The sequence below is a fragment of the Streptomyces sp. NP160 genome (genome assembly GCF_006335115.1).
Lineage (GTDB): Bacteria > Actinomycetota > Actinomycetes > Actinomycetales > Quadrisphaeraceae > Quadrisphaera.
Genome location: NZ_VDMJ01000030.1, coordinates 20,602 through 45,653 on the forward strand (window position 1 = coordinate 20,602; position 25,052 = coordinate 45,653).

The window sequence follows — 25,052 nt, forward strand, 5'->3', positions numbered from 1 at the left end:
ACAGGGTCGCCCGAGAGCCCGCCCAGCGCCGGTTCCGAGGCTCTCACCATGAGCATGAGCTACACCGCTGCCGGGGCCTCCGAGGCTCCGCCGCTGGACGGGACCGTCCGCCCTCGGGAGGCGCGTCCCCGCCGCCGCGGACCGTGGGGCTGGGTGACGGGCCGCCGGGCCGACGGTCCCGCGTGGGAGCGGCCCGCGCTGGTGGGTCTGCTCGTGGTCGCGGCGGTGACGTACCTCGTGGCGCTGGGCTCCTCGGGCTGGGCGAACTCCTTCTACTCCGCGGCGGTGCAGGCGGGGTCGGTGAGCTGGAAGGCGTTCCTGTTCGGCAGCTCCGACGCCGGGAACTCGATCACGGTCGACAAGCCGCCGGCGTCGCTGTGGGTGATGGCCCTGTCGGTGCGGATCTTCGGGCTGTCCAGCTGGTCGATCCTCGTGCCGCAGGCGCTCATGGGCGTCGCGACGACCGGCGTCCTGTACGCCGCGGTCCGCCGCCACTTCTCCGCGGGCGCTGCACTGCTGTCCGGCGTCGTCCTGCTGCTGACGCCGGTGGCCGCGCTGATGTTCCGCTTCAACAACCCCGACGCACTGCTCGTCCTGCTCATGACGCTCGCCGCGTACACCGTGCTGCGGGCGCTGGAGAGCGGGCGCACCCGGTGGCTGCTGGCCGCGGGCGCGCTGGTGGGGCTGGGGTTCCTGACCAAGCAGCTGCAGGTGTTCCTGGTGCTGCCGGCCCTGTCGGTGACGTACCTCTTCTTCGGGCCTCGCCGGGTGGGCACGCGCGTGCTGCAGCTGCTGGCCGCCGGGGCCGCGCTGCTGGTCTCCGCGGGCTGGTGGGTGGCGCTGGTCGAGCTGTGGCCGGCCTCGTCGCGTCCGTACATCGGTGGCTCGACGGACAACAGCTTCCTGGGGCTGACGCTCGGCTACAACGGCCTCGGGCGCCTCACCGGTGAGGAGACCGGGTCGGTCGGCGGCGGTGGCGCCGGGGGCACCTCGATGTGGGGCGAGACCGGCATCACCCGCCTGTTCACCGCGGAGTTCGGCGGGCAGATCGCCTGGCTGGTCCCCGCAGCGCTGGTCATGGCGGTGGTCGCGCTGGTCCTGCTGCGCCGCCGCCCGCGGGTCGACGGCCAGCGCGCCCAGGTCGTGCTGTGGCTGACCTGGCTGCTGGTCACTGGACTCACCTTCAGCTTCATGAGCGGGATCATCCACGCGTACTACAGCGTCGCCCTGGCTCCCGCGGTCGCGGCGCTGGTGGGCGTGACCGCCTCGCTGCTGTGGCGCGAGCGGGCCCGTCCGCTGGCCCTGGCCGGGCTGGCGGTGACGACGGCGGGGACGGCGGTGTGGTCGTTCGTGCTGCTCTCGCGCAGCAGCGACTTCGTGCCGTGGCTGTCGTGGGTGGTGCTCGTCGCGGGGGTGCTCACGGCCGTGGCGCTGGTGGCGACGGCGGTGCGCCCGTCCCTGGCGAGGGCCGCTGCCGCGGTGGCCCTTGCCGCCTCCCTGGCAGGACCGCTGGCGTACACCGCCAACACGGTGGCCACCCCGCACACGGGCTCCATCGTCTCGGCGGGCCCGACCGTCGCCGGTGCGATGGGAGGCCCGGGCGGGATGGGCGGTGGGCGCGGAGGGTTCCCCGGCGCGGTGCCGGGCGCCCGGACCGGAGGTGCGACGGGATTCCCCGGGGCGACGGGCGGCACCGCGGGCGGCACCGGCGGCGGCACGGCTGGCGGCATGGCTGGCGGCATGGCTGGCGGCATGGCTGGCGGCATGGCTGGCGGCATGGCTGGCGGCATGGCTGGCGGCATGGGCGGTCTGCTCAACGGCAGCACCCCCAGCGCCGAGCTGGTGGCGCTGCTGGAGGCGGACGCGAGTTCCTACACCTGGGTCGCGGCGACCGTCGGGGCGAACAACGCCGCCGGGTACCAGCTGGCCACGCAGGAGTCGGTGATGCCGATCGGCGGCTTCAACGGCACCGACGCCTCGCCGACGCTGGAGCAGTTCCAGGCCTGGGTGGCTGAGGGGGAGGTCCACTACTTCATCCCCGGTCGCACCGGCGGTGAGGACCAGGGCACCGCCGCGCAGATCACCGCGTGGGTGGAGGCGACCTTCACCGCGCAGACCGTGGGCTCGACCACCGTCTACGACCTGACCACCGGTTCCTGAGCCGCCCCTGCCCGCCGTGATCACGGACTTCCCGAGCGCCCTCCGGCCGTGATCATGGACCTCCGACGCTCAGCAGCGTCAGGTCGACCCGCAGCGTGCGTGCGGCCCACGACCACGGCGGTCCCCGTGCCAGCGTCCACGGTCACGGAGGCGGCGGGGGAGCGCCATCGTCCAGAGCTGAGACGACGTCGCCGTGCCGAGCGTCATCGCCAGCGCCGTGTCCACGCTCGCCGTCGACGGGGCCCACGGACCGTCGACCTCGTGAGCGGTCGGCCGGCTGACGAGCACCGCCTCGGTGAGCTCTGGAACCAGCGCCCGTGACGGCGTCGGCGAGCGCGGGGTCGAGCCGGTGGCGTCCGGAAGCTCCGGCCCCACGGTGGTGGACGCGGTCGCCAGCACCTGGACGAGGTGCTGGCTCACGGGTGCCGTCGGCAGCGGTGCGTGCTGCCTGAGCCCCCTGTTCGAGGACCCACGACGACTCCCGAGAGAGCAGCGGGAGTCCCAGCGTCGTGCGGCGCCGGACGGTGACCCGCTGCCTCACGGCAGCAGGCCGCTCCGGTAGGCCCAGACCACGGTCTGCAGTCGGTCGCGGGTGCCGAGCTTGGTCATGATCCGGGTCAGGTGCGACTTCACGGTGGCCGTCTCGATGACCAGCCGCGCACCGACCTCCTCGTTGGAGAGCCCCTCGCCGAGCAGCCGCACCACCTCGACCTCCCGCGGGGTGAGGTCGTGCTGGGGCGGCTCGGGGGCCGCCCTGCGCCGCGCGAACTCGGTGATGACGCGGCGGGTCGTCGCGGAGTCGATGGCCCCTCGGCCGGCGGCGAGCGCGCGGACCGCGGCCACGACCTCGGCGGGGTCGGCGTCCTTGAGCACGAAGCCGCTCGCGCCGGCCTCCAGCGCGCCGAAGACGTGCTCGTCGAGGTCGAAGGTGGTCATGACGAGCACCGGGGGAGCGCCGTCGCGGGCGGCGATGGCCCGCGTCGCCTCCAGACCGTCACCGCCGGGCATCCGCACGTCCATGACGACGACGTCGGGCCGCTCGCGCTCGACCACCGCCACGGCCTCGCGCCCGCTGGCCGCCTCCCCGACGACGGCGAGGTCGCCCTCCGACTCGAACACCACCGTGAAGCCCGCCCGCACGACGGCCTGGTCGTCGGCCACCACCAGCCGGATCACGCCTCCACCTCCGGCGTCGGCGCGGCGGGCACGGGCACTTCGAAGACGACCCGCCAGCTGCCGTGCGCCGTGGGCCCGGTCTGCAGGTGGCCCCGGACGAGGTCGGCGCGCTCGCGCATGCCCGTCAGCCCCAGCCCGGACCCCGGTGGCGCCTGCGCCCCGGCCGCACTCGTCGGAGGCACCTGGTTCTCGACCTCCAGCCGCACGCGCTCGGGCGCGGTGGTGACCGCCAGGACCACCCTCGCGCCGGGGGCGTGGCGCCGCGCGTTGGCGAGCGCCTCCTGCGCGGTGCGGTAGACGGCCAGGTCGGCGAGCGGCGGCAGCACCACGCCGGGCCCGCTGCACCGCGCCTGCACCTCGTCGCCGGCGGCCCTCGCCGCCTCCACGAGCGCGGGCAGCTGGGCCAGGCCGGGCACGGGCGCGCCCTCGTCGTCGTCCTGCTGACCCGCGGGGGAGCTGACGGCGCTGGCACGGAGGATGCCGACGATCGAGCGCATGTCGTGCAGGGTGGCGCGGGCCTGCTCGCGCAGGTCGCGGATCGCCTGCTTGGCGCGCTCGGGGTCGGCGTCCACGAGGCGCTCGCTGGCGCTGGCCTGCACGACGATCCCCGAGAGGTGGTGGGCGGCGACGTCGTGCAGCTCGCGCGCCATCCGGGTGCGCTCCTCGGCGACCGCCGAGCGCGCCAGCGCGGCCTGGTGCTCGACCTCGGCCCGCGCCGCGGCCAGCAGGGACCGCTGGTGCGCGCGCCGCAGGCCCACCCAGGCCCCCACCGCGGCCGCCGCGCCAGTGGTGGTCGCGGCGCCCGCGGTGGCCAGCAGCACCTCGCCCAGCACCGGCAGCGCGCCGCTGGCGGTGGGCGCCGCGCGGGTCAGGCCCACCGACCCTGCCGTCAGCCCGACCGTCTGCACGGCCACCGACGCGAGCACCGCGAGCGCCAGGCGTCGGCCCGGCAGCAGCGTCCCCGCTGTGTACGCGGCCACGAGCAGGCCCGCGCCCTGCAGGCTCGTGTCGGCGGGGACCGCGGACAGCAGCAGCGCCTGCAGGGCCGAGGCCAGCGCGAGGACGGCGGCGGGACGCCGGTGCCGCAGCACCAGGAGCAGGCACTGCGCGACCGCCACCGCGACGACGCCCGCGGCCAGCAGGGCCGGGACGTCGACGTCAGCGCTGCGGGCCACCGGACCCAGCAGCAGCACGAGCACGCCCGCGCTGAGAGCCGCCCAGGCCAGCGCCGTCGCGGCGTCCCGGCGGTCGGCGGGCGTGCTCACACCGCCGATCCTGCCGAGGCGCTCGGAGCGCCGCCCAGCAGAGGCGTCTCGCGGGGGAGCCCCAGCCGGCCGCGGGTCGCGACGAGCACGGCTGCCGCGGCCACCGCGGCCCCGGCGAGCAGCCAGCTCTGCAGCTGGTCCCCGCCGACGGTGGGGAACGCGGCCGACCAGAACACGGTCACGGTGTTGTTGAGGCTGACGTGGAAGAGCATGACGATCGGCAGGCTCTGACCGGTCCGGTTGAACAGCCACACGATGACGACGTTGAACAGCGCGCTGAAGGCGACGAACTGCACCACGCTCCACCACGTCACGTCCGGCCACGAGCCCCACTCGGTGAGGAACAGCGGCAGGTGCCACGCGCCCCACAGCGGTCCCAGCACCGCCGCGGCGCCGAGGGGGCCGAAGCGCTGCTGCAGCAGCGGCAGCGCGTAGTCGCGCCAGCCCGGCTCCTCGGCCAGGCCCGTGGTCAGCAGCTGCAGCACGAGGAACGGCAGGTACGAGGCGACGACGAGCAGGCCGGGGTTGCGCACGTCGCCGCCGGAGGCGACGGCCCCCAGCGCGAGGACGGCGACGGGGACGGCGAGCAGCGCCACCGCGTACCAGCGCGGGGCGACGCGCCAGCGCAGCAGGCGACCGGCCCACACCCGCAGTCCGGCGCGGCCCGTGGTGAGCGCGGTGACGACGAACGCCGCACCGAGCGGGCCGAGGTAGGCGCCGGGGAGCATCCCGGTCAGCTGGGTGGTGCCGAGCACGGACGGGAACTGGAGGTCGAGGACGCCGAGCCCGTCGGCGGAGAGGACCCACGGCGTCCAGGCGACCCAGCTGAGGCCGAACGCGAGGGCGAAGAAGGTGACGAGGGGGTGCTCGCGCACCAGTGCTGCGGCGCGCGACGCACGGGTGCGCCGGGGCCTGTCGATGACGGACATGACGGGGCCTTCCTCGAGGTGAGCGCCTCCGGTGGGGGCGTCCTCGACGCTAGGAACGCGAGGCCAGGCGGCTCGACGGCCGTGAGTCGGCACCCGGGCTGCTACCTGAGTCGCAGACGCTCCGCGGGTCTCGCCGTCGACGTGGCGACACCGGCTGGTCGTAGGGGAGAGGACCGCGACGAGCGGGCGCCCCCGGCTGGATCCGCACCAGCGACGTGGACGCCGGAGCCGAGTCCTGCGCCCTGGTCGTGAGCCTGCCCGAGCTCTACCGCGATGAGCACTCGGTGGTCTTCAGCCTCGGTGCCACCGCCGTGAACCTCCTGCGGGCTGACCACGCCCACAGCCCCACCGGGTCGTGGAGCCCGTGTGCAGGTGCCGATCCCGTGTGCGACTGACGGCGGCCTCCGCCGGCGCCGAGACGAGCACCGCGACGTCCGGTCAACGGTCGTCTCACGAGACGCCCAGCAGGCGACCCTCCACCGGGAGCGCGACTGCCCTCTCCGACGACGCCTCGCCGCTCGCCGTTCTCGGCTACGGCGAGGGCGTCAGGGCTCTCCTCACGGTCAGGCGCAGCGCTTCACGGCGGCGTTCGTGGTCAGCGTCGTCGTCCGCCGAGGATGCGGTGAAGGTACCGCTGACCGGTGACCAGGTGCCCGCCAAGGCGATGACCATCGAGTAGACCTCGGCCGGCTGCAGCTCCTGCACGATCCGCCCCTGTTCCTGAGCGGCGGCGATCGCGTCGAGCTTGGGCTGCGCGAGGTGGGCATGACCCCGCAGGAGGTCGCCGACGGGTACTCGCTCGAGGCGGTTCCAGCTGGTGAGGCGGATCAGCTCAGGTTCGCGGAGGTAGGAGTCGTACAGGCGCACCGCGTAGCCGGGCAGGTCGAGCGCGTCGAAGGGGACCGCGTCGACGATGTGCTCCAGCTGGTCGTCGAAGACCGCGTCGAACAGGCCGTCCTTGGAGCCGTGCCAGGCGTACATCTGCTGCTTGTTCACCCCCGACGCCGCCGCGATGCGGTCGACCCGCGCACCGGCGAAGCCGTGCTCGGCGAACTCCGCAGCGGCCGCGTCGAGCAGTCGGCGCCTGCTGGCGTCACCGTCTCTCACCTCGCCAGGGTAGCCGGTAACCAACTAGTTGGTTATTGTCATCCGCATGGTGTCCCCGACGCGCATCACGAGCCCCTTCTCCAGCCGCAGCACCGCCTTGGAGGTGGTCGACGGCGTCGATCTGTCCGGCCGGCGCGCCATCGTCACCGGAGGCGCTTCGGGCATCGGCGTCGAGACCGCACGGGCGCTGGCGCACGCCGGTGCCGAGGTGCTGCTCGCCGTCCGCGACACCACCGCCGGCGAGCGCACCTCCGCCAACATCGCCGCTTCCCTGCAGCGGGCTGGCCGCGCAGGCGTCCCCGCCCCCGCCGTGGAGGCGCTCGACCTGGCCGACCTGGCCTCCGTCGACGCCTTCACCGCTCGCTGGGGTGCGCGGCCGCTGCACGTGCTGGTCGCCAACGCCGGGGTCATGGACCTGCCCCACCAGACCACCGCCCAGGGCTGGGAGATGCAGCTCGGCACCAACCACCTCGGCCACTTCGCGCTGACCACCGGGCTGCACGCCGCGCTTGCCGCGGGCGCGGCGGAGGCCGCTGGCTCGGGTGGGGCGCGGGTCGTCGTGGTGTCCTCCAGCGGACACGCCGCCTCTCCGGTGGTCTTCGAGGACCTCATGTTCGAGCGCCGCCCCTACCACCCGGGCCTGGCCTACGGGCAGTCGAAGACGGCCAACGCCCTGTTCGCCGTGGAGCTGACCCGTCGGTGGTCGGCTGAGGGCATCACCGCCAACGCCCTCATGCCCGGCGGGATCTGGACGCCCCTGCAACGCCACTGGTCACCGCAGCAGCGCGCCGCGGCCGAGGCGCAGTCCCGGCAGGCCGAGGCCGCAGGGGCCTTCCACATGAAGACCACCGAGCAGGGCGCGGCGACCTCGGTCTTCCTGGCCACCTCTCCCTTGGTGGCGGGCGTGGGAGGGCGCTACTTCGAGGACTGCGGTGAGGCCGAGGTGGTCGAGCAGCTCGACGGCATCCACGGCGTCATGCCGCACGCTCTCGACCCCGACGCCGCCCGTCGCCTGTGGACCACCAGCGAACAGCTGATCGCGACTGCGCGCACGAACCGCTGATGACTCAGCCCCCACGGGTTGCCTCCGCCCGTGCGGCAGCCGGACGGGGGCTGGTGAGATCGTCTTGCAAGCGCGGCGCTCGGGCTTGTGAGCAGCCCCGACGTCCAGCCACCCGCTCCGGCGCGTGTGGCTCTGTCCATGCGCCACGTCGTGCCGGTGGTGGGAGCGAGCGCCGCCGTCGCCTGGTTCGAGTTCGTCGGGCTGGCGTTGCCGTACCTGCTGCCTGACCCGTTCGCCGTCACCAGCGAAGGGTGGCGTTCCACTTCAGCCCGCTGGGCCTGGCACTGAACTGCTGGACCCTGGACTGACGTCTCCACGCGACTTCCGCTGTGGAGGGGCCGTGGAAGGTCCGTAGCCGCCCGCGCGCAGCCGCCACGATCGTTCGTCCTGGTCAGGTCGGCGCCCCCGGCTGGATTCGATCCAGCGACCATCGGGTCAGAAGCTGTCGCTGGTGTCGCTGACGAGCTGGGGACAGGACGTCGACCAGCGCTCTTGGTGGTGGCCCGTGGTGGCTGAAGGCGGTGGTTCTGGAAGAAGCTGAGGACTGTCGCAGGACTGGGCCACCAGGCCGAGACCTGCGAGGACAGTCGTCAGTCATCGCGGCGATCCGGACGCCGACTTCGACCGGGCGGAGGAGGCGACCGCGCCCCACAGCCGCGTGGGACCAGGCGGCGAGGGTGCCTCGTCGGGGGAGTGCTGCTGTTGCACCGAGGCGGTTGCCCGCACGATGCCGATCGCCTCTCCGGTTGCCTCTTCGGTCGCCCGGCGACGCATTCGACAGCGTCGTCGGTCCTCGGCAGGCCTGTCGGCAATGACGGGCTTGCGGCACGGCCGCCTTCCCGACCGTCGGCCCTGACCGGTCCGGGCGTCCACGCTCACAGGCATGACCAGAGGAGTGGTGCGCGGTCCGCTCCGCGATCCCAGTGCTCGAGAAGGTGGTCGGGACGGGGACCCGCAGGACCTGTCGAAGGTGCGTGGTCGGTGGTGTCGCGCTGTCTCGTACGACGCACCCGAGTGAGACGGATCGCCGAACAGGGCAGACGCGACTTGAGCACGTGGTGTGACGAGGACCGGAGCGACGACGTCTGGCCCGTCCGCCCTGCGGTCGGCGACCGGGCGCCCCGCTTCGCCCGTTGGCCGCCGAGCACCTTCTGCCGATGACCTGCGTGAGCTCGAAGAAGACGGTCTGGTCCTGCGCACCGTCTACCCCGTGGTGCCTCCCAAGGTGGAGTACTCCCTGACCGACGAAGCCGTCACCCTGACCCCGCTGCTCAGGCAGCTCAGCGACTGGGGTGACGGCTGGCTGAACCGCCGTGGCATCACCCTGCGCCAGGACTGCGACGTCATCAGCGCCGCCTCCGCGAACGACGAGAACGCTGAGGGAACCCGCGACGAGACCCTCATCGACCAGACGCCCGTGGCTGGGCCGGCGCCGGACGGGAACACCGCTGCGCGTGCCGCACGCTGAAGCGCACCACCCGCTCACCCTTCCGTCGTACCTCAGCGCACAGCGCTGATCTTGCCGCGCCGCGGGAGCCAGCGCGGGGTGCCCGCTCAAGGACCCCTTCTGCGACGGAAAGCGACCCCTGCCGACCGTCAGGGCGACATGCGCCGAGGGCGTGCGGTCGGCGGTCGACAGCGAGACGCTGACCGCAGGCACGTCGCGACCGGGCGGCTGTCTCGCTCCCGGCACGGGCTCGCACGGATGCGTAGCGGTCGTCTGCAGCCGGTTGTAGGTGGGCAGGGCCCGCTCGTGCCGGGCGCTGCTGAGCAGGTGCTTGGCGGCGGCGCCGCACGGGGTTGGATGCCGCAGCACGTGCAAGAGCAGGCATTGCGCTTCTTCTCCCTGCTGCGCCAGGGCGTGGAGGCGATGGTGCGCGAGCACCCTGAGGAGGAGCTCCGCGCAGTGGTGGCCTTGTCTGAGCAGCGCCACGAGACCACCGATGACGGGCTGAGCAACCTGCAGGTCGAGTCGCTGCGGCAATGACCCTGCGCCGTCTAGGTCGCCGTCCGCCCCGAGGGCGAGACGGCGACCCAGCTCGCGACGATCGCGCCTCTGTCAGGCGCAGGCCAGTGATCCTGCGGGGGCAGCGAGTCGTGCAGCGCCGATGGCTCCTGCGAGGTCTCCCAGCGAGGTGACCCTGACATCAGGCGCGTCCGCGGACGTCATGGCTGCCAGCTGCCCTTGCAGAGCAGCCCCGAAGTGCGCGAAGCACTGCGCTGCACTCCCAGCCAGCACCACCACGTCGGGCCGGTGCTGGGTCGACAGCTCCACAAGACCATCACCGACTCGTCGGCCGTACTCGGTCAACACCTCCAGGGCCACCGCCTCACCTTCGGTGGCTGCGGCGTTGAGTTCGCGGAGATCGGTCGAACCGCGAGCCTGCTCGGCCAGGTTCTGCAGGGAGGCGCGGGAAGCGGTCTGCTCCAGGCAGGTCTGCCGGCCGCAGTAGCACAGGGCGGGTGCACCGGGAACGGTGAGGTGGCCTGCTTCGGGGTGTAGCCCGTCCCCGCCGCGGAAGGGACGTCCCTGTCGTACGACCGCTACGCCGACACCGGTGCCCAACGTGAGCACGAGCAGGGCTGATGCTCCGCGTCCGGCGCCCTTCCAGTGCTCACCGATGGCTGCGGCGGCCGCGTCGTTGTCGATGACGACGGGTACCCCGAAGGTGTTGGTGAGCGAGCCGACCACGTCGAGACCGGTCAGCCCGGGAAGGGTGTCGGGGTTGCGGATGACGCCGCCGGCATCGACCGGCCCGCTGGCTCCGATGCCGATCGCCCCCAGCTCACCGAGCTCGAGCCCCGCTCGCTCGACGACGTGCTCCACCCAGCCAGCCACAGCGTCCAGCGCGAGCGAGGGCGAGGCCGGGGTGGAGTCGATGTGCGAGGCGACGACCTCATCGCCCCGCACCACGACCGTCCGGGACGCCGTGCCTCCGATGTCGATCCCGACGACGGGGACCCCCGTGGTGGGAGGCAGGAGCGGACCGGTCATCACAGTGACGTGGTGATCTTGCTGCCGAAGGCGAAGGCCCCCGGCACCACGCCGTTCTCCCGAGCGAGGTCGACGGCGAGCAGCTGAGCGATGACGGCTCCCGTTGCCAGTCCCTCCAGGCTGGTGCGGCTCGGCGCGGCGATGGTCTCCGCCCCCGCGACCTGCAGGTCGCCGATGAGGTTCACCGAGGCTCCAGTGGCCAGCACGTCGCGCGCGAGGGTAGCCAGGGGACCATCACTCTCGATGGAGTGGGCGCCGTAGAGGTAGACGGTCAGGCCGGGGCCGGCAAGCTCCAGCGGACCGTGGCGGAACTGCCCCCCGACGAAGCCTTCGATGGCGAGCTTGGTCGACTCCTTGGTGATGAGACCGGCGAACTGGGAGGTGGCGGCTGCGTCCTCCCAGCCGACAGCGGCCAGGCGCGGCCGGTCGTGCGACAGCGCGCCCTTGGCCAGTGCCGTGGAGACCCCCACCTGGATGAGGTCTTCCACGGTGTCGGCGATGCGGACCGCGTCCTCGCCCACGGCCGCGATGTCCTCACCGACCAACGCTGCGGTCAGCTGGGCGTGCACGACCAAGGTGTTCAGGTAGCTCTTGGTGCTGACGGTGGCCTCCGGACCGCAGTGCAGCAGCCCCACGCCGTGGGCGGCTTGCGCCAGGGGGCTGTCGGGGTCAGCGGTGATGCCGATGAGTCCCCCAGCACGGGCGTGACCATCCTGCATGCGGCTGATCAGTTCGACGACCTCGCCGCTGGCGCCGGACTGCGAGGTCGCGATGACCAGGGTGTCGGAAGTGATCAGCTCGGGGGTGTCCAGGAGCTGTCCGGTGTCCACCGCCCACACGGCCCGTCCCCGGGCAGCCAGCGAGCGCCAGGTGGGGACCGAGGCGAAGTGAGAGCTGCCCATGCCGGTCAGGACGATGCGCTGCCAGGGCTTGCGCGCCAGCGTCGAGAGCTCGGTGGGGACCGGCTGGGAGGCCAGCGCGCGCAGGGCCTCGGGCTGGGCGAGGACGTCCTGCTCGAAGGGGGTGGTGGTGATCACTTGCTGGTCTCCAGGATCGAGGCGGTGGCGGGTTCGGTGAGGGGGAGCGCCGCGATGATGTCGGCGGGGCTGCGCCCGAGCAGACCGAGGGCGACCTTCGCCCCGATCATGGCCGTGGGCAGGTTGATGTTGCCGCGGGTGATGGCGGGCATGATCGAGGCGTCCGCGACGAACAGGCCTTCGACAGCGTGGACCGCGCCGCGGGCATCGACCACCGCCATGGGATCGCTGGCGGGGCCCATCTTGCAGCTGCCGGCGGGGTGGCAGTAGTTGACGATGTTGTCCAGCGGGTCGTGCTCGCGCGGCGCGGGCTCGCCCAGCACTGCCGCCAGTTCGGGCACGGCGGTCATGGACCGCAACAGGTCGAGGGCTTCGCTGAGGACCTGACGGTCATAGCCCTCGGGGTCGGTGCCGTAGCGGTGGTGGACCACGGGCCGGCTGGCGTCCAGGTCGGCGGGCAGGGTGACGGTGCCCTCCGAGCGGGCCCTCATCGCTCCGCCGTACAGGGTGATGGGCGGCAGACCCGGGTGGCCGCTGTTGGCGCCGGCGACCATGAAGACGTGCAGGTCGTAGGGGCCCTCGTCGCAGCGGCTGGAACGCTGGCGGCCCACGGTCTGCTCATCAGGGTTCCAGCTCAGCGCGGCGAGGTCCTCGACCAGGCCCGAGCGCCCGTGGAAGTCCAGCTGCACGCAGGAGTGGTCCAGCAGGTGCTTGCCCACACCGGGGGCGTGGGCGACCACGTCGACCCCGAGCCCTTCCAGCTCCTCCGCCGGGCCGATGCCAGAACGCAGCAGCAGTGCCGGGGAGTGATAGGCGCCCGCAGCGAGCACGATCCGCTCGGCGCGGACGTAGTGGCGGTCCTCGCCTTGCATCAGCCAGGCCCCGGTGGCCCGCCCGTCCTGGACCTCGATGCGCTCCAGGGCGGTGGAGCCGGCGATGGTGAGGTTGGCGTGGTCGCGCACGGCGTCCAGGAAGGCGAAGGCGGCGTTGTAGCGGTAGCCGTCGACGATGTTCACCGGCATCGGGCCGATGCCTTCGGCGGCGCCGATGTCGTCCAGGTCGTCGGCGAAGGGCAGGCCGACGGCGGTTCCGGCCGCGACGAAGGCGCGCTGGGGTTCGGTGAGCTCGTCCACGGAGTAGCGCCGCACCCGGAACCGGTCCCGGACCCACTCCAGCAGCGGTAGCACCGAGTGCGCATCCCAGCCCGGGTTGCCGAGCGCGGCCCACTCGTCGTAGTCCTGCGCGGCTCCGATGGAGGCGGTGCAGCCGTTGTGGGAGGAACAGCCTCCGAGGACGCGTGCGCGGGGCAGGTCCAGAATCCCCTTGCCGGAGGTGGCCGGCTGGGCGATGGCGTAGTCGTGGGACAGGGGGATGGAGCGTGCGTCCAGGACGTCCGCGGGCCAGTTCCCGTCCTGAGCGGGTCCGTAGTCCGGTCCGGCCTCGACCAGGAGCACCGTCTGCTCGCTCAGGGCGCTCAGGACCGCAGTCAGGGTGGCGCCTCCGGTGCCGCCTCCGATGACGAGGGTGTCGACGGCGTCCGGCAGCGCCGGCGCGGGCAGCGCCTGCGTGCGCTCGCTGATAGGGGGCTGAGGGTGGGAGGAGTGCTCGGTGGGCGCGGTCGCCGGTGAGGTGTAGGGCGTCGTGTGCTTGTCGGCGCCAGGAGTGTGGGTCATCGTCCAGCCGTTCGCTAGGCATTGGGTGAGTGGCGGTGGTGGGCGGCCGCTGAGCTGGAGGGGCTCAGCGGCCGCGGGTCACATCACTCGACGTCGGGCAGCTCACCGGCCCTCGTCATCCAGGCCCTCTTGCCGGGGCGCAGGTTGCGCAGGAAGAGGACGGCGACCCCGGTCAGTGCGTAGAGCGCTGCGATGAAGGGAGCCAGCAGCACCGGGAAGGCGGGTAGCGGGCTGAGGCTGAAGTAGCCGATGGTCAGCAGCGCGACCGTGGAGACGACGGGGGCGACCACGTGGGCCCAGATGCTGAACTCCTGGGGGAAGCGGCTGCGGAAGAAGCGGAAGGCGGCGACGTTCATCAGCACGAAGATCGGGATGTAGACGAACGTCCCCGTCGTCCCGAGCATGTTGAACAGGTTGTACGGACCCAGCACGCCGCCCAGTCCCACGCAGACCACCAGGGCCACCGCGGACTGCAGGACGACGGCGGTGACCGGGGTCCGAAGCCGGGGGTGGACCTTGACCAGGGCCTGCGGCAGGGCTCCGGTGCGGGCGATGCCGTACAGGGTGCGCGTGGCACTGGTGGTGCAGGCGATGCAGACGCCGAGGCCGGAGTTGACCAGCGCGATGAGCACGACTAGGGAGGCGCCGTTCCACAGGCGGTCGGCCAGGACGAACGCCGGTGCGGTCGGTGAGGCAGCCAGGGCGGGCAGGTCGCTGGTGCCCCAGCCGACCTGCAGGCCCCAGGCGGTGACGACGTAGAACAGGCCGATGAGGACCAGCGAGCCCGTGATCGCGCGGGGGATGATGCGTCGGGGGTCGCGAGACTCCTCGCCCACGGCTGCGGCGCTCTCAAAGCCGGTGAAGGCGAAGATCGAGAGCACCACGGCGAGGAAGAAGCCAGAGGAGCTGGAGATGTTGGCGGGGTTGAAGCCGTCGACGTTGACGCCGCCCGGGCCCGGGGAGAACAGGCCGGTCAGGGCCAGGCCGAGGCCGACGGCCATCTCGAAGCAGGTCATGACGACGAGGAACTTGATGGAGATGCCGATGCCTCGGTAGGCGCACAGGAAGCAGACGGCCAGGATGACGGCTGCGTAGACCCACCACGGGACGGAGACGCCGTAGGCGCTGGACAGCTCGTCCTGGAGCACCGCGCCGGTGAAGGCCGCCAGGGCCGCCGGGACGATGGAGACCGACACGCCGTAGAGCCACCCCGTCATGAAGCCCGCTCGGGGGCCGATCCCGGCTGAGACGTAGGTGTACAGACCGCCTGCTGAGGGGAGGTGGCGGGCCAAGCCCGCCATCGGCGCGGCCAGCAGCAGGCAGACCAGGAACGCCGCCAGGTAGGCCAGCGGGGCCGAGGGTCCGGCCTGGGACGTGGTGAAGGCGATCGTGTAGAAGATGCCCAGCGTGGGCGAGATCTGGGCGATCGCCTGCATGAGTGCGCCGCCGAGGCCGATGGTGCCGGTGGCCAGTCCCGACGGTGAGGTGGGCGTGGCCGGCGCTGTGCCGCCTGGGGTCAGAACTGGTCGCGCGTCACTGGTCGCCATGGGGTTCTCCGTCTGCGAGGGCGTCACTGCCAACCACAAGGTAGCCCGGCAGTGTGCGTATGAACAAGAGCAATGTTCATCTTGGTGACGGATGTGCGTATGCATGTTTCGCTCAGGTGACAAGTGCATGTCGCCGCCGCGGGCAGGCGACCGCCCGGCGAGGCCGGGTGATGCCCCCTCCCTCACTGGCGGGGCGCATCCAGCTCCAGGGGTCAGGAGGCCAAGGCGATCCGACGAGCGGCCGATCGCAGCGAGCTGACGGCATCGGGTGCCAGCCCGTCGTCGACCACGACCACGTCAGGGCCGTCGGCTGCACAGATCTGCGCGAAGGCCGTGCGCCCGTACTTGCTGGAGTCGACTGCGGCAAGGGTCACCGCGGCGTTGCGCATCGCGGCTCGCTTCACGGCCGCGTCCTCGACGTTCCACTCGGTAAAGCCGTCAGCAGCCGAGAACGCGCTAGCGGTCATGACGAAGCGGTCGAAGTGCAGACCCATCAGGTGGGCGACGGTGTCGGCCCCACTGATGCTCAGCTCTCCCGAGCGCACCGCCCCCGGGGGCAGGAGCAGCTGTACCGAGGTGGACCTGGCGAAGACCCAGGCCACGCGCAGCGAGAGCGGGCAGACGGTCAGGCGCCGCGTGACGAGAGCCTCCGCGACCGCGATGCCGGTGGACCCACCGTCGATGACCACGGTGCTTCCGTCGTCGAGGGAGTTGGCGACCTCGTTGGCGATGGCTCGCTTCTGGTCGGCGTTCTGCGCCTGACGAACGGCCAAGGGCGGCTCGTAGCTGCTGCCGGCTGTGATCTTTGCGCCGCCATGGAAGCGCTTGAGGACCCCTTCGCCCTCCAGCGCTTCCAGGTCCCGACGGATGGTCATCTCCGTCACGGACAGCTGAGCGCCCAGCTCGGCCACGCTCGCACTCTCGCGGGCGCGCAGGAACTCCAGGATGGCCGCGCGACGTTCGCTCTGGCTCACGACAGTCGACCGATCGACGTCAACCCCGTTCCGCGCGTCAGCACGGATCGACACTAACTGGCACGCCCGACGCTGTGAGTGACTGACCGGCCCCAAACTTACCGGGTGCGGCGCTACCGGCGCTGCACCCGCTGCCCGGATAGCAATGGTCCATCGCGATACCAACACGTCCCCCGAGAGCGGGGTGAGATGCAAAGAAGGATCATGACACGGGGACGGCGAGCTTGAACCCGAGGTGCGAGCCGACGAAGCCGAGTCGCTCGTAGAAGCGGTGCGCGTCGGTCCGAGCCTTGTCCGATGTCAGCTGTACTAGCGAGGCGCCGACTGCGGGGGCGGCGGAGTCGGTGACCCACCGCATCATGGCGCTGCCGATTCCGTTGGAGCGCTGAGTGCTGCGCACCCGGACCGCCTCGATCAGCAGACGTGCAGATCCCCGTCGCGCCATTCCGGGGATCCGGGTCAGCTGCATCGTGCCCACCGCTTCACCCGAGGCCGCGATCACGACGAGCAGGTCGTTGGCAGGGTCATCGATCACTTCGATCAGGGCCGCTCGAAGTGCCGGCTCGTCGGTGTCGACCGCTCGGTCTACGCGGCTAGCGCTGATTGGGTCATCCGAGAGCAGCGACATGAGGGTGCTGAGGTCTTCTACGACGGCTCGTCGCAGGAGGACGCCCTCTGTCTTGGTGGGCAACGTGGCGGGGAGGGGGAGGGCAGCGATCACTGCCACATTCTCTGACCGAGGCAGCGACGTGCCCAGGTGACTCGATCACCCCAGCACCGGCTGACCGCGTAGAACCATGGGCAGCGAGACGCTGACCATGCAGCGATCCCATCTGTGACTGCCTGCATCGGCGATCGGCGTAGCGATCAGGCGGCTTCGCGGCGTGCGGAGCATGTCCAACGGGCGCACCCACACCACAGCACAGGAACCGGGTGAGTCAGTCCTTGGCAGTGCTTTGATCAGCGGACGAGCAGGACGTCGGCTGCGCCGGGGTGGGGGCCCCTCAGTGCAGCCGACGCCCGGCGCGGGAGGGGCGACGTCAGGTGGTACCCGAGGTGCGCCGCGTCAGCAGCACATTGACCAGCACCGCCAGGACGATGAGGCCGCCGCGCACGACGTCCTGGAAGTAGGAGTTCACACCGAGGATCACCAGGCCGTTGCCGATGACCGTGATGAACAGGACCCCCAGCAGCGTGCCCAGCATCGAGCCACGACCGCCGGACAGGGAGGTGCCGCCGATCACGATGGCCGCGATGACCGAGAACTCCAGGCCCTGCGCCGCGCCGCTGTTTCCCGATGCCAAGCGCGCGGCGAAGACGATGCCCAGCAGGGCCGCCATGACGCCGCTGAGAGCGAAGATCACCACGCGGACGCGCAGCACGCGGACTCCGGTGAGCATGGCCGCCCGGGCGTTGCCGCCGACGGCGAAGACGGACCTGCCGAAGGTGGTCCGCCGCGCCACGAAGGCGAAGACGGCGAAGAGCACGAACATGAGGATTGCCGCGGTGGGCACGGGGCCGACCCGGCCGCCCAGGAGGTCCAGCAGCGAGCTGTCGCCGACGGGGACCGGCAGTGCGTTGGTCATGAACTGCGCAGCACCGCGCATGGCGCTCCAGAGCCCCAGCGTGACGATGAAGGACGGCACCCCGTAGCGCCCGCGCAGCCAGCCGGCACCTGCTCCCACCAGCGCCCCGCCGACCAGGGTGGCGAGGATCGCCGGCACGAGCCCCCACCCCCAGGACGTGTCGAGCTTGGCGAGGATCACGCTCCAGAAGGCGACGGCAGGCCCCACGCTGAGGTCGATCTCCCCGGCGACGACGACGAGCGTGCCCGCCCAGGCGACGATGCCCACGAGGGCTGCGTCTCCCAGGATCGCCCAGAGGTTGGCCTCGCTGGCGAAGCGCGGGTTCGCCACCGACAGCGCCACCACGAGCACCACGAGGGCGACCGCGAGCCCGGCCTCGTTCAGCTGCTGGGTGGTCAGGGCGAGCCGGCCGCGCCGCTGCGCGGGCGCCTCGGGGGCCCCGGTCGGGGCGGTGCTGACGGTGCTCATCGCACTTCCTCTCGGTCCTGCTCGGCGATGGCCGCGAGCAGCAGCTTGTCCGTCTCGATGTGCGGCGCGAGGTGCTCGGCGACGATGCGCCCCCCGGCCAGGACGAGCGCCCTGTCGCACACCAGGTTGATCTCGTCCATCTCGCTGGAGACGAACACCACGGCACGGCCCTGGGCCGCGAGGTCGCGCAGCAGGGCGTAGATCTGCGCCTTGGCCTGGACATCGACGCCGCGCGTCGGTTCGTCCAGGAGCAGCACGCGGCTGCCAGCGTGCAGCCAGCGGCCGATCACGACCTTCTGCTGGTTCCCGCCGCTCAGCGTCCCGATGGGCGTCGCCGGGCTGTGGGTCTTCACCGACATGCTGTCGATGCCCCGACGGGCAGCGGCCGCCAGACGGCGCCCGTTGATGACGCCGCCGGCGGCCACCGGCTTCCAATCGGTGATGACGAGGTTCTCGTCGACGCCGAGGTCGGGGATGATCCCGTCGTTCTTGCGGTCCTCCGGCGTCAGCCCGATCCCAAGGCGAAGTGCGGCGGCCAGCCCGCGCCCGTCCACCCGGACGCCGTCGACCTCAACGCGGCCGGCGTCGGGCTTGCGGAGGCCGGCGATGACCTGCAGCAGCTCGGTGCGGCCCGAGCCCAGGACCCCCGCGAGGCCGAGGACCTCGCCCTCGCGCACGTCGAAGGACACGTCGTGGACCTTCGGCTCGACGGCCAGGTCGCGCACGCTCACCAGCACCCGGCCCGCGGACGTAGAGGCCTGCACCGGGAAGGTGCTGGCCTGCGCCTCCCCGAGCATCATCTGCACGACGTCGGCGTTGGAGGTGCCGGCGAGGTCGACGGTGTCGATGACCCGCCCGTCGCGCATGACCGTCGCCGTGTCGGCGACCCGGCGGATCTCGGAGACGCGGTGGCTGACGTAGACCACCGCCACGCCTGCCGCGCGGATCGTCTGGACGGTGGCGAGGACCCTCTCGACCTCCGCGGCGGCCAGGGAGCTGGTCGGCTCGTCGAGGATGAGCAGCCCCGGGTCATCGGCGACGGCCCGCGCGATCTCCACCATCTGCTGGTCGGCGATGCTGAGCTGGCCGACCGGGCGCCGAGGGTCGAGGTCCACGCCGATGCGGTGCAGCGCCTCCTCGGCGCCGGCGAGCATCCGCCGGCGGTCGATGCCGGCGCGCCCGTGGGGCCAGGAACCCATGAAGAGGTTCTCCGCCACCGTCATGTCGGGGATGACCGTGAGCTCCTGGAAGACCGTCCGCACGCCCAGCGCGTGGGCTCCCTGCACGGTCGCCCGCTCCAGCACCGTGCCGGACAGGGTGACGGTGCCGGTGTCGGGCGCTTCGGCGCCGGCGAGCATGCGGATCACCGTCGACTTGCCGGCGCCGTTCTTGCCGAGCAGCGCCCGGACCTCGCCACGGCGGATCTGCAGGTCGACCCCGGAGAGGGCCTGCACGCCGGAGTAGCGCTTGCTGACCCCCTCCAGGACGGCGATCGGCTCACCGGCGCCGATCACGGGATGCCGTCGGCGTGGGTGGTCAGCCACTGCTCCGCGGAGGCGGCGTCCGGGTAGATGTCGACGGCCACCGGCACGACCGTGCCGGCCGGCTCCGCGCCGCTGCCGATGGCCTTGATGGCGGCGTCGACGGCGGTCTTGCCCATCGTCTGGCCGCTGATGTCGACCTGAGCCTTGAGGACGCTGTTGTCCTTCAGCGCATTGGCGATGTCTGTGGTCATGTCTCCGCCGAAGACCACCGTCTTGCCGGTCATGCCGGCGTTCTGGACGGCCTTGACGGCGCCGATGGTGGCGTCCCCGTACTCGCCGAAGAAGGCGTCGACGTCGGGCTGGGCGGTGAGGATGTTCTGGGCCGCGGTCAGGGACGCCGAGGCGTCGCCGCCCTTCTGGTTGGCGACGATGCTGTAGCCGGGCACCTTCTCCTTGAGCGCCTTCTCGAAACCCTCGCGGCGCTGGACGCAGACCTCGACGAACTCGCAGTTCACCACGCCGATCTTGGGGGCGGTGATCCCGGCCTTCACGAAGTAGTCGGCGGCGGCGCTGCCCAGCTTGTACCCGAACTCCACCGGGTCACCGAGCGCGTAGGCGGAGACGTACTTGGACAGGTCGGGGTCCGCGATGCAGGTGTTGTAGCAGACCACAGGGATGCCGGCGTTTGACGCGGCCTTGATCGCGGGCACGGAAGCAGTGCCCGACGCGGCCGACAGCAGGATCGCGTCGACCTGCTGTGCCACGAGGTTGTTCATGAAGGTCGACTCCTTGCTGGCGTCGTCCTGGGCGTTGGTCTCCACGATGGAGACGGTGCGGCCCTGCTCCTTCGCTCCGTCGTCGATGCCCTTCTTGACACCGCCGTAGAAGCCCTGGGTGTCGAGGTAGATGACACCGAGGCGCAGATCGCCTCCGCTGGAGGCGGCGCCGGAGGCTCCGGCGTCGCCACCTCCGCAGGCGGCCAGGACTGGCACGAGGGCCGCGAGGGAGACCGCAGCCGCGGCGAAGCGGCTTCTTGCAGACAGCACAGGAGACCTCCGTTGGTCGTGTGGGTGGAGCTGCGTGGCCGCGACGTCGTCGGCCCGATGCAACGTCGGCGCAGAAGTCCGCTGACGGCGGCTCCGGTCTGCACCGGCACACCAGGAGATTACGAGCGGCCCACTACCGCCCTGAATGGCCGATCCACCGGTCTGCCTGGACGAATCGCCGACCCTCAGCCCTTGGCTCGGTCGCGGTACTCGGAGGCGGTGGTGCCGTGCACCTTGCGGAACTGGCGCGAGAAGTAGAACGGGTCCTCGTAGCCCACAGCTCGTGCCACTGCTGCCACGGACAGGTCAGTGGTGTCGAGGAGCTCGCGGCTGCGGTTCATCCTCAGGCGGGTCTGGTACTCCCTAGGGCCGCATCCCGCGGCCTTGCGGAAGAGGGTGGAGAAGTGTGAGACCGACAGGCCCACCCGTGCGGCCATGCGGCTGACGCTCTCGTCGCTCGCGTAGGCGTCCTGCAGGTGCGCGATCGCCACCTGGACCGGGTCCACCCGTCCAGCGGCCCGCGCGTGCCGCCCGGCGGCGAGTCGAGCGAGGAGGTGCCACGCCGCACCTGAGGCGAGCTGGAGGCTCGAGGGGGAGTCGTCGCGCTCCAGGGCGCTCAGGGCCTCGTTGACGAGGGCGACAGCGCGACTGACGTCGCTGACGACCAGCACCGCGCCGTCGGCACCCACGTCCGCAGCAGACAGCAGGTCTGGCACGGCGGTGCCTGTCAGGTGCAACCACCAGACCGTCCAGGGGTCATGCGTGTCGGCGCCGTATCGGTGTGGTGTCCCCGCGGGCAGGACCAGGGCGTGGCCCGGTTGCAGCACCACCTCTCCTCCAGGCAGCTCGCACCACCCGGTGCCTGAGGTGCAGACGATGATGATGGCCTGCTCGCTGCCTCGCGGTCGTACGCGCAGGTGTGAGGCGGCCCGCGGGAAGTAGCCGGCGTCGCTCACCAGTAGCTGGGCCGTGAGGGGGTCGGTCTTGGCCGCCCGCAGCCGAGGCCGGGGGAGGACGCTGATGCGCTCGCCGGGGAAGCCCGACTCCAGTGTCACGTCGAAAATACTAGAACCGATGATTCATCCAGGTCACCAGTCGATGCGCCCATGTCGCACAGGCGGCGCTGTTCCTAGCGTCATCGTCATGTCGACGACGACTGGTGACCCCTCGCAGCTGGTGCTGCCCCCTGTCCCTGACCACCTGCGCGACCGGGCGGTGGCGGTGTGGCGAGAGCCGCTCGAGATCGACACCTACGAACCCCTGGACCCCGACCGGTACCCCATGTTCCTGGAGTCGCGGGTCTACCAGGGCTCCTCCGGGAGGGTGTACCCGCTCCCCTTCCACGACCGCATCAGCTCGGAGAAGCGCTCCCGCCCCTGGGACGCGATCCACATCGAGAACGAGTGGATCCGGCTCGTGGTGCTCCCCGAGCTCGGCGGGCGCATCCACATCGGGTACGACAAGGCCAGCGGCTACGACTTCTTCTACCGCAACAACGTCATCAAGCCCGCCCTCGTCGGCCTCGCAGGCCCCTGGATCTCTGGCGGGGTGGAGTTCAACTGGCCCCAGCACCACCGTCCGGGCACCTTCATGCCCGTCGACGTCGAGGTGGAGGAGCGCGAGGACGGCTCCGTGACGGTGTGGTGCTCTGACCACGAGCCCTTCCACCGCATGAAGGGCATGCACGGCGTGACGGTGCACCCCGACCGCGCTGTCGTCCAGGTCGACGTGCGCCTGCACAACCGCACCGAGGACACCAGGACGTTCCTGTGGTGGGCCAATGTCGCCGCCCGCGTCCACGACGACTTCCAGTCGTTCTTCCCGCCGGACGTGTCGGTGGTCGCCGACCACGCCAAGCGCGCCACGACCGGCTTCCCCCGCGCGACTACGCCCTACTACGGCATCGACTACCCCTCCCGGGTCAGCCAGGACGCGCCGGACGCGGACCGGCTGGACTGGTACCGCAACATCCCTGTGCCCACCTCGTACATGGTGGTCGGCAGCCGCGGCGACTTCTTCGGCGGCTACGACCACGCGGCGCAGGCGGGCTTCGTCCACTGGGCCGATCACCACGTCTCTCCGGGCAAGAAGCAGTGGACGTGGGGCAACGCGCCCTTCGGCTGGGCGTGGGACGAGCAGCTGACCGACGGCGACGGCCCCTACGTGGAGCTGATGGCTGGTGTCTACACCGACAACCAGCCGGACTTCTCCTTCCTCGCGCCTGGCGAGACCAAGACCTTCACGCAGTACTGGTACCCGGTGCAGAAGGTCGGCGTGGTGCACCAGGCGACGCCGGAGGCGGCCGTCTCGCTCGTCGTCGAGGGCGCTGACCAGGGCGGTACCCCTGTAGCTCGCTTCGGCGTGGCGGTGACCAGCACCCGCCCGGGCTTGCGGCTGCGGCTCGAGCGCAGCTCCGGCGAGGAGCTCTGGGAGGAGGACGCCGACCTAGCACCCGACCGCCCGTTCGAGGGCTCGGTGTCCTTGCCCGCCGGGGCCGATGCGGACCAGCTCGTCCTACGGGTGCTGGAGGGCGACCGTGAGCTGCTGCGCCTGGACCCGTCCTCGGCGGCCGGAGCACAGGAGCCGGTGGAACCGGCCACCGAGCCCCCGTCGCCGGAGGACGTGGACACCGTGGAGGAGCTCTACCTGACCGGCCTGCACCTGGCCCAGTACCGCCACGCAACCCGCTCGCCCGAGCCCTACTGGCGCGAGGCGCTGCGGCGCGACCCCGGTGACTCCCGCTCGGCGACTGCGCTCGCCACTCGCGCCTACGAGCGTGGTGAGCTCGAGCAGGCCGAGGAGCTGCTGAGGACCGCGCTCACCCGCCTCGTGGCGCGCAACCCGAACCCCTACGACGGTGAGCCGCTGTACCGCCTCGGGCTGGTGCTGGTGCGCCAGGGGAGGGAGACGGAGGCCTACGACGCCTTCGCCAAGTCCGCCTGGAACGCCGCCTGGGCCGCCCCGGCTGCGGTGGCGATGGCGAGGTCGCTGGCGCGCCGACAGAAGTACGAGCCCGCGGTGGTCCTGCTCGACCAGGCACTGGCCAAGGAGGGTGGGCACCTCGCTGCGCGCGACCTCCAGGTGGCGCTGCTGCGGCGCCTCGGCCAGGACCAGCGGGCCCAGCAGCTGCTGGCCAGCACGCTGGAGTTGGACCCGCTCGACTGGTGGGCGCGCCACCTCGATGGGCAGCCACTGCACTGCGACGCCCGCACCTGCCTGGACCTCGTGGTCGAGTGCACCGGCAGCGGACTCCTCGACGACGCCCTGCAGCTGGTCGACGCCGCGGTCGAGCGCAGCCACCACGAGCGCTGGCGAGGGGTGGAGCCGCTGGCGCACTACTACCGGGCCGACGTCCTCACCCGCCTCGGTCGCCACGACGACGCCGCGGCGGCGCGCGCCGACGCCCGAGCCGCCGACCCGACCTACTGCTTTCCGCACACCCTCGACGATGCCGCCGTGCTGCGCCTGGCGCTGGAGGCCGAGCCCGCGGACCCCCGCGCCGCCGCGCTGCTCGGGCACTGGTCCTACGACCGGCGCCGCTACGACGACGCCATCGCCCTGTGGCGGCGCGCTGTGGAGGGAGACCCCGGTGACGCCGTCTGCTGGCGCAACCTCGGGGTGGCCGCCCACAACGTCCAGCACGACGCCGACCTAGCAGTGGGGTGCTTCGAGCGTGCCGTGGCCGCGGCTCCGGACGACGCGCGCCTGCGCTACGAGGCCGACCAGCTCGCCAAGCGCACAGACCACCCGCCGGCGCAGCGCCTCAAGGCGCTGGAGGACCGCCTCGACCTCGTGGCCGAACGCGACGACCTGAGCCTGGAGCACGCCGACCTGCTGCTGGCCGTCGGGCGCACCACAGAGGCCCGCGAATCGCTGCTGGCCCGCCACTTCCAGCCCTGGGAGGGCGGCGAGGGCCAGGTGCTCGGCACCTGGGAGCGCACGCACCTGCACCTCGCGCGCACGGCACTCGCTGAGGGCCGCCCGCAGGAGGCGCAGCAGATGCTGGAGGCGGCCCTGGAGCCGCCGCGCCACCTGGGTGAGGGCCCGCACCTGCTCGCCAACCGCTCCGAGCTGCACCTGGCGCTCGGTGACGCCCTCGCGGCGCAGGGGCAGCCGGAGCAGGCGGCCGCCGCGTGGCGCACCGCTGCCGAGGCCCGCGGCGACTTCCAGGCGATGGCGCCCCAGCCCTACAGCGACAAGACCTGGTGGTCGGCGCAGGCGTGGCGCCGTCTGGGTCACCCGGAGCGCGCTGAGGAGCTGCTGGCCGGCTTGGAGGCCTACGCCGATGAGCTGCAGCGCACCCCTGCCGTCGTCGACTACTTCGCCACGTCGCTGCCGACGCTGCTGCTCTTCGGCGACGACCTCGGCCGTCGGCGTCAGCAGTCGGTGGACCTGCTGCGGGCGCAGGCTGCCGCAGCACGAGGCCACCGCGACCAGGCGGCCCGGCGCGCGCTGCGCATCCTGGACGCCGACCCCAACCACCAGGGCGCGCAGGACCTGCTTGCTCTGACCGCCACCCCGTCATCGGTCGAGGAGGACTGA

General features: G+C 72.0%; 20 protein-coding genes. 6 read left to right on the plus strand and 14 right to left on the minus strand.

The genetic code is table 11. The features are described 5' to 3' along the window. The first annotated feature begins 48 nt into the window (after nucleotides 1-48). Nucleotides 49-2,160, plus strand: a complete 2,112-nt coding sequence (locus FHN55_RS15845) for a glycosyltransferase family 39 protein (protein ID WP_180357882.1) — start codon at nucleotides 49-51, stop codon at nucleotides 2,158-2,160. Nucleotides 2,161-2,697: 537 nt separating this feature from the next. Here the strand turns inward: FHN55_RS15845 and FHN55_RS15850 are convergent. The 4 genes from FHN55_RS15850 to FHN55_RS15870 all read right to left on the minus strand — a co-directional run bounded on the left by FHN55_RS15850 (nucleotide 2,698) and on the right by FHN55_RS15870 (nucleotide 6,637). Beyond that, nucleotides 2,698-3,336 carry a response regulator gene (locus FHN55_RS15850; RefSeq protein ID WP_139713302.1) on the minus strand — a complete coding sequence of 213 codons (639 nt, stop codon included), beginning with the start codon at nucleotides 3,334-3,336 and terminating at the stop codon, nucleotides 2,698-2,700. Further along, on the minus strand, nucleotides 3,333-4,601 hold the full coding sequence (locus tag FHN55_RS15855) for a sensor histidine kinase (protein ID WP_139713303.1): 1,269 nt from the start codon (nucleotides 4,599-4,601) through the stop codon (nucleotides 3,333-3,335). Before FHN55_RS15855 ends, FHN55_RS15850 begins: the two co-directional genes overlap by 4 nt. Then, the gene (locus FHN55_RS15860) at nucleotides 4,598-5,530 is read right to left on the minus strand and encodes a CPBP family intramembrane glutamic endopeptidase (protein WP_139713304.1); all 933 of its coding nucleotides are present in this window, start codon (nucleotides 5,528-5,530) and stop codon (nucleotides 4,598-4,600) included. The genes FHN55_RS15855 and FHN55_RS15860 overlap by 4 nt, the downstream gene beginning before the upstream one ends. Nucleotides 5,531-6,061: 531 nt before the next feature. Continuing rightward, nucleotides 6,062-6,637 (minus strand): TetR family transcriptional regulator, encoded by a 576-nt coding sequence (locus FHN55_RS15870; RefSeq protein WP_139713306.1) that lies wholly within the window; start codon nucleotides 6,635-6,637, stop codon nucleotides 6,062-6,064. A gap of 46 nt (nucleotides 6,638-6,683) precedes the next feature. On the opposite strand from FHN55_RS15870, the gene FHN55_RS15875 reads away from it, so the two are divergent. The 4 genes from FHN55_RS15875 (at nucleotide 6,684) to FHN55_RS15885 (ending at nucleotide 9,687) form a co-directional block, all read left to right on the plus strand. Next, nucleotides 6,684-7,700, plus strand: a complete 1,017-nt coding sequence (locus FHN55_RS15875) for an SDR family NAD(P)-dependent oxidoreductase (RefSeq protein ID WP_139713307.1) — start codon at nucleotides 6,684-6,686, stop codon at nucleotides 7,698-7,700. Nucleotides 7,701-7,838: 138 nt separating this feature from the next. Next, a complete protein-coding gene (locus FHN55_RS22830) occupies nucleotides 7,839-7,988 on the plus strand; it encodes a hypothetical protein (RefSeq protein ID WP_180357883.1) in 150 nt (49 codons plus the stop codon). Nucleotides 7,989-8,910: 922 nt separating this feature from the next. Further along, nucleotides 8,911-9,168, plus strand: a complete 258-nt coding sequence (locus tag FHN55_RS24300) for a winged helix-turn-helix transcriptional regulator (RefSeq protein WP_373995745.1) — start codon at nucleotides 8,911-8,913, stop codon at nucleotides 9,166-9,168. A 285-nt stretch (nucleotides 9,169-9,453) separates the two neighbouring features. Next, nucleotides 9,454-9,687: a hypothetical protein gene (locus FHN55_RS15885; RefSeq protein ID WP_139713309.1), complete on the plus strand. Its 234-nt coding sequence runs from the start codon at nucleotides 9,454-9,456 to the stop codon at nucleotides 9,685-9,687. Nucleotides 9,688-9,759: 72 nt separating this feature from the next. Here FHN55_RS15885 and FHN55_RS15890 read toward each other — a convergent pair whose 3' ends face one another. From FHN55_RS15890 to FHN55_RS15935, 10 genes are all read right to left on the minus strand, one after another. Beyond that, the gene (locus FHN55_RS15890; protein ID WP_139713310.1) at nucleotides 9,760-10,695 is read right to left on the minus strand and encodes an ROK family protein; all 936 of its coding nucleotides are present in this window, start codon (nucleotides 10,693-10,695) and stop codon (nucleotides 9,760-9,762) included. After that, a complete protein-coding gene (locus tag FHN55_RS15895) occupies nucleotides 10,695-11,732 on the minus strand; it encodes an SIS domain-containing protein (RefSeq protein ID WP_139713311.1) in 1,038 nt (345 codons plus the stop codon). The genes FHN55_RS15890 and FHN55_RS15895 overlap by 1 nt, the downstream gene beginning before the upstream one ends. Continuing rightward, complete coding sequence (locus FHN55_RS15900; protein ID WP_139713312.1) at nucleotides 11,729-13,405, minus strand: GMC family oxidoreductase; 1,677 nt, start codon at nucleotides 13,403-13,405, stop codon at nucleotides 11,729-11,731. The genes FHN55_RS15895 and FHN55_RS15900 overlap by 4 nt, the downstream gene beginning before the upstream one ends. 83 nt (nucleotides 13,406-13,488) lie before the next feature. Beyond that, nucleotides 13,489-14,952: an APC family permease gene (locus FHN55_RS15905; protein WP_180357884.1), complete on the minus strand. Its 1,464-nt coding sequence runs from the start codon at nucleotides 14,950-14,952 to the stop codon at nucleotides 13,489-13,491. A 212-nt stretch (nucleotides 14,953-15,164) separates the two neighbouring features. After that, a complete protein-coding gene (locus tag FHN55_RS15910; RefSeq protein ID WP_180357885.1) occupies nucleotides 15,165-15,926 on the minus strand; it encodes a DeoR/GlpR family DNA-binding transcription regulator in 762 nt (253 codons plus the stop codon). 202 nt (nucleotides 15,927-16,128) lie between these two features. After that, nucleotides 16,129-16,647 (minus strand): GNAT family N-acetyltransferase, encoded by a 519-nt coding sequence (locus tag FHN55_RS15915; protein ID WP_139713315.1) that lies wholly within the window; start codon nucleotides 16,645-16,647, stop codon nucleotides 16,129-16,131. A gap of 319 nt (nucleotides 16,648-16,966) precedes the next feature. Beyond that, on the minus strand, nucleotides 16,967-17,980 hold the full coding sequence (locus FHN55_RS15920) for an ABC transporter permease (RefSeq protein ID WP_139713316.1): 1,014 nt from the start codon (nucleotides 17,978-17,980) through the stop codon (nucleotides 16,967-16,969). Further along, nucleotides 17,977-19,494 carry a sugar ABC transporter ATP-binding protein gene (locus FHN55_RS15925; RefSeq protein ID WP_139713317.1) on the minus strand — a complete coding sequence of 506 codons (1,518 nt, stop codon included), beginning with the start codon at nucleotides 19,492-19,494 and terminating at the stop codon, nucleotides 17,977-17,979. The genes FHN55_RS15920 and FHN55_RS15925 overlap by 4 nt, the downstream gene beginning before the upstream one ends. Continuing rightward, nucleotides 19,491-20,510 (minus strand): substrate-binding domain-containing protein, encoded by a 1,020-nt coding sequence (locus tag FHN55_RS15930; RefSeq protein ID WP_218974727.1) that lies wholly within the window; start codon nucleotides 20,508-20,510, stop codon nucleotides 19,491-19,493. Before FHN55_RS15930 ends, FHN55_RS15925 begins: the two co-directional genes overlap by 4 nt. 185 nt (nucleotides 20,511-20,695) lie before the next feature. Beyond that, nucleotides 20,696-21,565, minus strand: a complete 870-nt coding sequence (locus FHN55_RS15935; protein WP_139713318.1) for an AraC family transcriptional regulator — start codon at nucleotides 21,563-21,565, stop codon at nucleotides 20,696-20,698. Between the two features lie 88 nt (nucleotides 21,566-21,653). Here FHN55_RS15935 and FHN55_RS15940 point away from each other — a divergent pair, with 88 nt between their 5' ends. Beyond that, nucleotides 21,654-25,052: a DUF5107 domain-containing protein gene (locus FHN55_RS15940; RefSeq protein ID WP_139713319.1), complete on the plus strand. Its 3,399-nt coding sequence runs from the start codon at nucleotides 21,654-21,656 to the stop codon at nucleotides 25,050-25,052.